Origin of the sequence: Alistipes sp. CAG:268 (assembly GCA_000434235.1) — a bacterium.
Taxonomy (GTDB): Bacteria; Bacteroidota; Bacteroidia; order Bacteroidales; family Rikenellaceae; genus Alistipes; species Alistipes avistercoris.
The window spans coordinates 225,421-234,926 of the sequence record FR892023.1 but is presented as its reverse complement, the minus strand read 5'-3'; the positions used below and the strand labels follow the sequence as shown (position 1 = coordinate 234,926).

Genomic DNA, 9,506 nt, shown 5'->3' with positions numbered 1-9,506 from the left:
GAAACGCAGCCCGAGCCCGAGCCCGAGCTCCGGCCCGCACCCGATGCGGAACCCTCGTTCGTGCAACCTTCCGTTCCGGCTCCAGCTCCCGAGACTGCCTCTGAGACTGCCTCCGAACGGCCGCACACCGTGGCTCCTACGCTGTTCGGCCCGGAGGAGAATGCCAATCTCCGCCACCGCCACAAACAGCGGGTCATCATGTCGCTTTACGGCAACGATGCTCCGTCGGTCAAGCCGCAGGCGCCGGCTGTTCCCGAACCGACTCCCGCTCCGGCCGCCGACCGGGTCGCTCCGGCTCCGGAACGTCCTTCGGACGAGCGCCGTGCGGGAAGACCCTCCATCGCCGAGGTATTCGGCCGCCGGGTCGAGACGGGCCCGTCCGCCGCATTCGGGCGGGATCTGTCGGAGGCTCCGGTTGCTCCGGCCGAGGCGGTCCCGGACGGAACCGACGCCGGCGAGTCCGCCGAGGTGGATCCCGTCGTGCACGGCTCGTTTGCCGACGAGTTGGCCGCAGCCGCTCCCGGGGCCGTGCTGGGCGAGGTGATCAATCACGACGTCCAGACCCTTGCCGATACGATCGCCCCGCCGCGTGACCGCGCCTCGGAGCTGCTCCGCAACGAGCCGGTGACCGATCTGCGCCGCGCCATCGGGATCAACGACCGTTTCCTGCTTATCCGCGATCTGTTCGGCGGCGACGGTGCGGCCTATGAAGCTGCGATCGATGCGCTCAACGGGTTCGACAACCTCGACGACTGCGTGATCTACATTGCCGAGCATTATGCCTGGAATCCCAATTCGGACGGGGCGGTGCTGCTGATGGAGTTGCTCGAACGGAAATACCTCTGACGCATGGCCCGGCTCTATATCGTGCCGACGCCGATCGGCAACCTCGATGACATCACGTTGCGCGCCGTGCGCGTGCTCCGTGAGGTCGATTTCATCCTGGCCGAGGATACGCGCACGACCTCGTTCCTGCTGCGCCACCTGGGCATCGAGAAGAAACTCTACTCCCACCACAAGTTCAACGAGCACGCCACGGTGCGCATGGTGGCCGACGAGATCGCGGCCGGGCGCAGTGCGGCGCTCGTCTCGGATGCCGGGACGCCGGGCATTTCGGATCCGGGTTTCCTGCTCGTGCGCACGTGCGTCGAGGCCGGTGTCGAAGTCGAGACGCTGCCCGGGGCCACGGCGCTGATCCCGGCGCTGGTACAGAGCGGCTTTCCGTGCGACCGTTTCTGCTTCGAGGGGTTCCTGCCCCAGAAGAAGGGACGAGCCAAACAGCTGCAGGCGCTGGCCGGTGAGGAGCGCACGATGATCTTCTACGAGTCGCCCTACCGCGTGGTCAAGTGTCTGGAGCAGTTCGCGGAGGTCTTCGGCCCGGAGCGCGGCGTCTCCGTATCGCGCGAGCTGACCAAGAAGTTCGAGCAGACCGTGCGCGGTACGATCGCCGAGGTACTCGACTATTTCCGGACGACCGAACCCAAGGGAGAGTTCGTGATCGTCGTGGCGGGCAAACCCAAACCCCGACACGCCCGCCCCGATGCCGCGGATGCCGACAGTTGCGGGGCGGGGACCGAATCCTGACAAAGCCTATCCCCATCATGCAGCGCGCGGAACTCAATCTCATACAGCGAATCTGGCTGGAGGTACTCTGGCTGGGGGCACGGCTGTTCGCCATCCTGCCCTATTGGCTCAAGTACTATGTCATCGAGGATTTGATCTATTTCCTGTTGTGCTACTGCATCCGTTATCGCCGGAAGGTGGTGTGGATGAATCTGCACAACTCCTTTCCCGAGAAGAGCGAGGAAGAGCTGGCGCGGATCTGCCGGCGTTTCTACCGCACGCTTGCCGAGATGTTCGTCGATACGGTCAATATGGCCCACATGACTCCCCGCAAGGGGCGCCGGGTCCTCACCGTGGAGGGGCTCGAGGAGCACCGCGCCCGGGTCCACGGCCGCGACTGGATCGCAATGACGGCCCATTTCGGCTGTTGGGAGTACTGCTCCTACTGGGGTCTCTACGAACTGTCGCAGATTGTCGTGGCCGTCTACCATCCATTGCGGAGCCGCGTGGCGGAGCGTCTCTACCAGCGCCTGCGCAACGGTGACTACGCCACGACGGTCCCGATGAAGGAGTGCCTGCGTTTCTACCTCCGCCACCGCGATACGGGTTTTGCGGGCAAGAACCTTGTCATGGGGCTGATCGCCGACCAGAATCCACCGCGGCGCCCCGACAGCCATTGGTTCCGTTTTCTCAATCAGGATACGATCTTCTTCGACGGCGGCGAGAAACTGGCTCTGCGCTGTCATCTTCCGGTCTATTTCGTGCGGATGGACCGCCTGCGGCGGGGCCGTTACCGGATGTCGTTTGTCCCCCTGTACGACGGGGTGGAGGAGGTCGGGCCCAACGAGATCACCGGACGCTACGTCCGCCAGCTGGAGTCGGTCATCCGCGAGCGGCCCGAACTCTGGATGTGGTCGCACCGCCGCTGGAAACACAAACGCAGGAAGACCGATGGCAACCGCTAAGATCGTCATACTGAACTGGAACGGCGAGGACCACCTGCGCCGTTTCCTGCCAAGCGTCGTCGCTGCCGCTCCGAACGGGGTGGAGGTCATCGTGGCCGACAACGGATCGACGGACGGTTCGGTGGCGCTGCTCGGCCGGGAGTTCCCGACGGTCACGCTGTTGCGCATGGATCGCAACTACGGTTTTGCCGGCGGATACGACCGTGCGCTCGAACGGATCGAGGCCGATTACTACATCCTTCTGAATTCCGATGTCGAGACCCCCGCCGGCTGGCTCGAACCGCTTCTCGAGTGCCTCGACCGGAATCCCGACGTGGCGGTCGTCTCGCCCAAGCTGATCTCCTGCCTCGAACGCACGAAGTTCGAATACGCCGGAGCCTCGGGCGGCTTCATCGACTTTCTGGGTTACCCCTTCTGCCGGGGCCGCATCCTGCGCACGGTCGAGGAGGATGCGGGGCAGTATGACGACGAACGCGACGTCTTCTGGGTAAGCGGGGCGGCTTTCTGCTGCCGCGCCGATCTTTTCCATGCATTGGGGGGCTTCGATGCCGACTTCTTTGCCCACATGGAGGAGATCGACCTCTGCTGGCGCATGCAGCTGGCAGGTTACCGCGTGCGGGTCGTGCCCGAGAGCAGGGTCTACCACCTCGGCGGCGGCACGCTCCAGACCGACTCCCCGTCGAAGGTCTTCTATAACCACCGCAACAACCTGGCGATGCTCTTCAAGTGCGCCACGCCGTGGCAGCGCGCCGTGGTCGCTGTCGTGCGCCCGGGGCTCGACCTGCTGGCGGCCCTGTCGTACCTCATGCAGGGGCGGGCCGACAACTTCCGGGCGGTCTTCCGCGCCTGGCGGGACTTCCTCCGCTGGCACGGGGCTCTGGCCCGCAAGCGGCGTGCGATCCGCGCCGCAATCCGGAGCGAGTCGAGGCATATCTACGCCGGGTCAATCCTCGTGCGTTATTTCCTGGGCCGGCAAACCTTCGGGCGGATGATGTGAGGCGTGGCGGATAAGGTAAGGTGTAGCCGCCGCAGGGATACAAAAAAAGCGGGCGGAGATTCCTCGAATCTCCGCCCGCTTTTGCTTGCTTTGCAGGGGCCGATTTACTTGTTGATCTTGGCCCAGGAGTCTTTGAGCGTCACGGTGCGGTTGAACACCAGGTGTTCGGGCGTCGAGTCCGTATCGGGGCAGAAGTAGCCCACGCGCTCGAACTGCACGGCCTGGCCTACGGGTGTCTCGCGCAGCGAAGGCTCCAGATAGCCCGTGATCTTGACCATCGACTCGGGGTTGAGGTTGTCCTCCCAGGTCTGTCCCTCCTCCACGTCGTCGGGGTTCTCCTTCGTGAAGAGCGGGTTGAAGAGGCGTACCTCGGCCTCCACGGCATCCCGTGCCGACACCCAGTGGATGACGCCCTTCACGCGGCGGCCGTCGCTCGACGAGCCGTTGCCGGACATCGGGTCGTAGGTGCAGCGCAGTTCGGTGATGTTGCCCTCGGCATCCTTGACGATCTCCTCGCACTTGATCAGGTAGGCATAGCGCAGGCGCACCTCGCCGCCCGGCTGCAGACGGAAGAACTTCTTCGGCGGGTTCTCCATGAAGTCGTCGCGCTCGATGTAGAGCTCGCGCGAGAAGGGAACCTGGCGCGTTCCGGCCGCTTCGTCCTCGGGGTTGTTGATCGCCGTGAAGTATTCGGTCTTCTCTTCGGGGTAGTTCGTGATGACGACCTTCAGGGGGTTGAGCACGGCCATGCGGCGCTCGGCCACCTTGTTCAGGTCCTCACGCACGCAGTATTCGAGTTTACCGAGGTCGATGACGTTGTCGCGCTTGGCCACACCGACCATCTCGGCGAAGTTGCGCACCGAGGCGGGCGTGTAGCCCTTGCGGCGCAGGGCGCAGATCGTCGGCATACGGGGGTCGTCCCAGCCCATCACGGCGCCCTCCTGCACGAGTTTCAACAGGCGGCGCTTCGACATGAGCGTGTAGGTGAGGTTCAGTCGGGCAAATTCGTACTGGTGCGAGGGATAGATCTCCAGCGCCTGGATGAACCAGTCGTAGAGCGGGCGGTGCACGTCGAACTCCAGCGTGCAGATCGAGTGGGTGATCCGCTCGATCGAGTCGCTTTGGCCGTGGGCGTAGTCGTACATCGGGTAGATGCACCACTTGTTGCCCGTGCGGTGGTGTTCGGCGTGGATGATGCGGTACATGATCGGGTCGCGGAAGAGCATGTTCGGATGCGCCATGTCGATCTTCGCGCGGAGGACCTTCGAACCGTCGGGGAACTCGCCGTTCTTCATGCGCACGAACAGGTCGAGGTTCTCCTCGACCGAGCGGTCGCGCCACGGCGAGGGGGTGCCCGGTACGGATACCGTGCCGCGGTTCTCGCGGATCTGCTCCTGTGTCTGGTCATCGACGTAGGCCAGCCCCTTGCGGATCAGCTCCAGGGCCCACTCGTAAAGCTGGTCGAAGTAGTCCGAGGCGTAGTGCTCCTCGGCCCACTGGAAGCCGAGCCACTGGATGTCGCGCTTGATCGAATCGACATACTCGACATCCTCCTTGACGGGGTTCGTGTCGTCGAAGCGCAGGTTGCACCGTCCGCCGTATTTCTTGGCCAGTCCGAAGTTGATGCAGATACTCTTGGCATGGCCGATATGCAGGTAGCCGTTCGGCTCGGGCGGGAAACGGGTCTGTACGCGCTTTTCGCCCTTGGCGATCGACTCTTCGATGATCTCTTCGAGGAAGTTCAGCGACTTCTCCCGGCTTTCGTTGGTTTCGCTTGCCATATTATATATGTGTACGGATTAATTTCTCTGTTTGGGACCCACGTCGAACAGTTTCTGGATATCGACCGAGAGCTTGACCACCTGCTGTGTGCCGAGCCCCGTGCCGTCGTAGTGGAAGACCATGCCGGCCTCGACGTGCATCGTATCTTTGAAGAAACGGCGGTCGTAGCCCACCCACGTGCGGTTGTAGATGTGTTCGGTCGTGGCGTAGAAGGCTTCGCCGGCGTAGAGGCCGTCGGCCCCGTAGGTGATGCCCGTCGCGGGGTTGGCGATCTCTCCGCGCAGCGGCTGGAGGTTCTTGCCCACGTAGAGGTTGTTCTCGATCTTCACGCCCCAGCGGCTGACCGTCAGGTCGAGCTGTCCGCCGTAAGGCTTCCGCCATTCGTGGTCCACGCTCCGGCCGCGTTGGGGAGCGAAGAGCGCCCCGGCCTTGACGTCGAAGGCAAACCTTCCCTCGATGCTCCATCCGGCGTAGGGGTTCACGATCAGGTTGTCCGTCACGTTCTCGTTGAGCTTCGATCCGGCGAAGTGGAACATCGAGAAGGCGTAACCGATGTAGAACCCGCGGTCGAAGGTGTATCGTCCGGCCGAGAGGATGCGGAACATCTCTCGCGACTCCTCGGAGTACATGCCCTCCCAGTCGAGGGCCAACTCGACATAGGTGTCGGGCCGTTGGGTCGAGACGTAGCGGCCCAGGAATCCCGACAGGCGGTTGTGGTAGAAGGCCACCGAGTCGCTGACGAGTGCCGCGGAGTAGTCGCCCATGAGCTCCTTGCGGTCGAAGATACCGGCGTTGGCCTGCACGTTCTTCGTGGTGAACTGGTAGTACATCAGGGGCTTCACGTCGCTCAGGAACGGTTCGCGCGCCCCGTTGTGCTGCCCGAAGTTCTGGAGCATGTCCACGCCGACAACCAGCCGGTTCTTCTCCATCCATTCGACACCCACGCGCGGCGAGAGCCGGGCGCTGAAGAGCGTGTGCGCTTCGTTGGAGTCGCTGAAGAGCGTCTGCGATTCGTTGAAGTCGTTGTTGGCGTATTCGCGGTTGTCGAAGCGCGTGGCGAAGTCCGCGCCTACGAGTATCTTCTGGGCATGCAGGCCCCCCCCCGTAACGAACAGGGCGAGAACGAGCGCCGTCACTTTTCTGAACTGCATGGTTTCTTTTTGATTGAGGCCTCAAAATTAGGCAAAATATTTTTTATTTGTGTATTTTTGGCCCCGAAATCATACAGAAGTTCCGCCATGCGCAAGATCCTCAATGAAGAGCTCGGACGCCCGACTGCCGCCGAGTTCGCCGCGATGCCGAAAATGCCCGTCGTCGTCGTGCTCGACAATGTCCGTTCGTCGCAGAACGTCGGAGCCTTCTTCCGCACGGGCGACGCCTTCGCCGTGGAGCGGATCATCCTGTGCGGCATCACGGCGACGCCGCCCTCGCGCGAGATCCACAAGACGGCTCTCGGCGCCGAGCAGACCGTTGCCTGGGAGTATGCCGCATCGACCGGGGCGTGCATCGACGAGTTGCATGCCGCGGGGTATACGGTGCTGGCCGTCGAGCAGGTCGAGGGTGCCGTGATGCTCGACAGGTTCGCGCCCGAGGAGGACGTGCGCTATGCCCTTGTCTTCGGCAACGAGGTGGAGGGCGTCGGCCAGGAGGCCGTGGACCGCTGCGACGGTGCGATCGAGATCCCGCAGGCGGGGACCAAGCACTCGCTCAACGTCTCGGTGTCGGGCGGTGTGGTGCTGTGGCGCTTTTTCGACCGGATGAGCCCGAAGCGCTGACCTCGGTGTGCCGCGTAAAAAACGCTCCGGCGCACGGTCGGCGGCCGGAATGAAAATAAATTTGCTACTCCGCGCGGCATGCGCTATCTTTGCCGCGTTTTAACCCCTAAACAGAGAAAAAATGTCAGTAGAAAGCACCGTCCGTGCGGTTACGACCTACCGCCTGACGGAGATGAAACAGCGGGGCGAGAAGATCGCCATGCTCACCTCTTACGACTATTCGATGGCCAGGATCGTCGATGCCGCGGGCATCGACGTGATCCTCGTGGGCGACTCGGCGGCCAATGTTATGGCCGGCTACGAGACGACGCTGCCCATTACGCTCGATATGATGATCTATCACGCCCGTTCGGTTGTCCGTGCCGTGAACCGTGCACTGGTCGTTGTCGATCTGCCGTTCGGCACCTACCAGGGCAACTCGAAGGTGGCGCTCGACTCGGCCGTGCGGATCATGAAGGAGACCGAGGCCGATGCCGTGAAGATGGAGGGCGGCGAGGAGATTCTCGAGTCGGTCCAGCGCATCCTTTCGGCCGGCATTCCCGTCATGGGACACCTCGGCCTTACGCCGCAGTCGATCCACAAGTTCGGCACCTATACGGTCCGTGCCAAGGAGGAGGCCGAGGCCGAGAAACTCGTGCACGACGCGCACCTGCTGAGCGAGGCGGGCTGCTTTGCCATCGTGCTGGAGAAGATTCCGGCAGCGCTGGCCGCCCGGGTGACGGGTGAGATTCCCACGCCGACGATCGGCATCGGGGCCGGCGGCGCATGCGACGGCCAGGTGCTGGTGATCCACGACATGCTCGGCATCAACAAGGGCTTCTCGCCGCGTTTCCTGCGTCGTTATGCCGACCTGCATACGGTGATGACCGATGCCGTGTCGCAGTATGTCCAGGATGTGAAGGCCTGCGACTTCCCCAACGAGAAGGAGCAGTACTGATCCTTGCGACGGACCTTCACGGGGCTTGTACGGCTCCGTTTCTTTAATGATTTCCGCCCCGCCCTGTCCCCTGTGGATGGCGGGGCGGTGCTTTTCGTGCGGCCTCAGCGCAGCATCTTGAGGTAGGCGAGCAGGACCACGTTCATCACCAGTGCATATACGATGGCCGGAATGGCCATTTCGCCGTTGTTGAAGACGAGCGGCGAGGAGGCGACGGCAATCGCCTGTGCGGCGTTTTGCATGCCGATCTCGATGACGATGGTCCGCCGGGCCGACGACCCGAGCCGGAACGAGCGGGCCAGCAGCGCTCCGGCCCCCGTGCTCAGCAGCAGCATGGCGGCGGTTGCGGCGCCCAGGCTTGCGATGTTGGCGATGATCTCCCGGGTGTATTGCAGGAAGAAGAGCGCCGCAAGGAGCATCAGGGCCGGGAAGGCCACGCGCTTCAGCACGGCAGAGACTCGCTCGGCCGCCTCGTTCCGCAGCCGCCGGAAGAGGGCGCCGGCCGCCATGGGCAGGAAGAGCAGCACGATGTTCTGCAGGATGAGTTTGGCGACGGGGAGGTCGATCGAGGTCTCGGTGTGCCGTTCGACGATGCGGGCGGCAAATGCCATGACGGGCGGGATGGTGAAGAGCGTGATGATGCTGCTCAGGGCCGTGAGCGTCACCGAGAGGGCGACGTCGCCCCTGGCCAGCATCGAGAAGACATTTGACGAACTGCCTCCCGGGCAGCAGGCGATGAGCATCAGCCCCATGAAGTAGACGGGCGGCAGGCGGGAGAGCGTTCCGACGGCGAACGCCGCGGCCGGAAGCAGCAACAGCTGCCCGGCCAGCCCCACGAAGAGGGCTTTCGGGTGTTTGGCGACGCGGCGGAATGCCGCTCCGTCGAGTTCGATGCCCAGTTGGAACATCAGCACCAGCAGGACGGGGAGTACGATCCAGATCGTGTTCATCTCTTCTTTTTTGTGGCTTTTATTTCAGCAGCCGGTCCATCGTTTCGGTGAATCCCGGACGTTCGCCGACGAAGATTTCGGCGATGCGCCCTTCGGGGTCCACGATGATCTTCGTGGGAAAGGCCCTGATGCCGTAGCGCAGTGCGACATCCTCCTCGGGGGCTGTTCCGCGCGGGTTGAAGAGGTTGATCCATGGAAGCCGGTTCTCGGCAATTGCCGCACGCCATTTGTCGTCCGTGTCGTTGCAGGCGATACCGACCACTTCGAAACGCCCCTTGTGGCGCTCGTAGCAGGCCCTGAGTTCGGGAAATCCCTTGATGCACCAGCCGCACCAGCTGCCCCAGAAGTCGAGAACGACGTACCTCCCGCGCAGCGACGAGAGGCTGACCTGTGCCCCTTCGGTATTCTGGAGCGTGAAGTCCGGAGCCTCGGCGCCCGGTTTGATCCGTTCGAAGGCCTCCTGGCGCATCCGCTCGGCTTCGAGCCCCTGCTCGATTCGGTCGAGCATCGGTTTGAAGACGGAGTTGCACACCCCGT

At 63.3% G+C, this 9,506-nt stretch carries 9 protein-coding genes and 1 pseudogene; 6 read left to right on the top strand and 4 right to left on the bottom strand.

Features of this window, described 5'->3' with window-relative positions:
• From QZL63_RS11685 to QZL63_RS11670, 4 genes and pseudogenes are all read left to right on the top strand, one after another.
• Nucleotides 1–846 (top strand): annotated as a pseudogene (locus QZL63_RS11685) (hypothetical protein); the annotation flags it as partial.
• 3 nt (nucleotides 847–849) lie between these two features.
• Nucleotides 850–1,584 (top strand): 16S rRNA (cytidine(1402)-2'-O)-methyltransferase, encoded by a 735-nt coding sequence (gene rsmI, locus QZL63_RS11680; RefSeq protein WP_022309470.1) that lies wholly within the window; start codon nucleotides 850–852, stop codon nucleotides 1,582–1,584.
• A gap of 17 nt (nucleotides 1,585–1,601) precedes the next feature.
• Nucleotides 1,602–2,528, top strand: coding sequence for a lysophospholipid acyltransferase family protein (locus QZL63_RS11675; RefSeq protein ID WP_022309469.1), 927 nt, complete (start codon nucleotides 1,602–1,604; stop codon nucleotides 2,526–2,528).
• Nucleotides 2,515–3,525 (top strand): glycosyltransferase family 2 protein, encoded by a 1,011-nt coding sequence (locus tag QZL63_RS11670; RefSeq protein WP_022309468.1) that lies wholly within the window; start codon nucleotides 2,515–2,517, stop codon nucleotides 3,523–3,525. Before QZL63_RS11675 ends, QZL63_RS11670 begins: the two co-directional genes overlap by 14 nt.
• Nucleotides 3,526–3,629: 104 nt before the next feature.
• Here the strand turns inward: QZL63_RS11670 and QZL63_RS11665 are convergent, their stop codons facing one another.
• Together QZL63_RS11665 and QZL63_RS11660 are read right to left on the bottom strand one after the other, a co-directional pair.
• Nucleotides 3,630–5,306 carry a glutamine--tRNA ligase/YqeY domain fusion protein gene (locus QZL63_RS11665; RefSeq protein ID WP_022309467.1) on the bottom strand — a complete coding sequence of 559 codons (1,677 nt, stop codon included), beginning with the start codon at nucleotides 5,304–5,306 and terminating at the stop codon, nucleotides 3,630–3,632.
• Nucleotides 5,307–5,324: 18 nt separating this feature from the next.
• Complete coding sequence (locus QZL63_RS11660) at nucleotides 5,325–6,458, bottom strand: hypothetical protein (RefSeq protein ID WP_022309466.1); 1,134 nt, start codon at nucleotides 6,456–6,458, stop codon at nucleotides 5,325–5,327.
• Between the two features lie 87 nt (nucleotides 6,459–6,545).
• Between QZL63_RS11660 and QZL63_RS11655 the strand changes: the two genes are divergently transcribed.
• A complete protein-coding gene (locus QZL63_RS11655; RefSeq protein WP_022309465.1) occupies nucleotides 6,546–7,082 on the top strand; it encodes a TrmH family RNA methyltransferase in 537 nt (178 codons plus the stop codon).
• Nucleotides 7,083–7,203: 121 nt separating this feature from the next.
• A complete protein-coding gene (panB, locus tag QZL63_RS11650; protein ID WP_022309464.1) occupies nucleotides 7,204–8,019 on the top strand; it encodes a 3-methyl-2-oxobutanoate hydroxymethyltransferase in 816 nt (271 codons plus the stop codon).
• A gap of 104 nt (nucleotides 8,020–8,123) precedes the next feature.
• Here the strand turns inward: panB and QZL63_RS11645 are convergent, their stop codons facing one another.
• Both QZL63_RS11645 and QZL63_RS11640 read right to left on the bottom strand, forming a co-directional pair.
• Nucleotides 8,124–8,969 (bottom strand): bile acid:sodium symporter family protein, encoded by an 846-nt coding sequence (locus QZL63_RS11645; protein WP_022309463.1) that lies wholly within the window; start codon nucleotides 8,967–8,969, stop codon nucleotides 8,124–8,126.
• A 19-nt stretch (nucleotides 8,970–8,988) separates the two neighbouring features.
• The coding region (locus QZL63_RS11640; protein WP_290587251.1) for a peroxiredoxin family protein at nucleotides 8,989–9,506 on the bottom strand (518 nt) is incomplete at its 5' end.

What these genes read in the sequence shown, in the direction of transcription:
- QZL63_RS11645 (WP_022309463.1), bottom strand. Translation starts at nt 8,969, where the DNA reads ATGAACACGATCTGGATCGTACTCCCCGTCCTGCTGGTGCTGATGTTC.
- panB (WP_022309464.1), top strand. Translation starts at nt 7,204, where the DNA reads ATGTCAGTAGAAAGCACCGTCCGTGCGGTTACGACCTACCGCCTGACG.
- rsmI (WP_022309470.1), top strand. Translation starts at nt 850, where the DNA reads ATGGCCCGGCTCTATATCGTGCCGACGCCGATCGGCAACCTCGATGAC.
- QZL63_RS11660 (WP_022309466.1), bottom strand. Translation starts at nt 6,458, where the DNA reads ATGCAGTTCAGAAAAGTGACGGCGCTCGTTCTCGCCCTGTTCGTTACG.
- QZL63_RS11670 (WP_022309468.1), top strand. Translation starts at nt 2,515, where the DNA reads ATGGCAACCGCTAAGATCGTCATACTGAACTGGAACGGCGAGGACCAC.
- QZL63_RS11675 (WP_022309469.1), top strand. Translation starts at nt 1,602, where the DNA reads ATGCAGCGCGCGGAACTCAATCTCATACAGCGAATCTGGCTGGAGGTA.
- QZL63_RS11655 (WP_022309465.1), top strand. Translation starts at nt 6,546, where the DNA reads ATGCGCAAGATCCTCAATGAAGAGCTCGGACGCCCGACTGCCGCCGAG.
- QZL63_RS11665 (WP_022309467.1), bottom strand. Translation starts at nt 5,306, where the DNA reads ATGGCAAGCGAAACCAACGAAAGCCGGGAGAAGTCGCTGAACTTCCTC.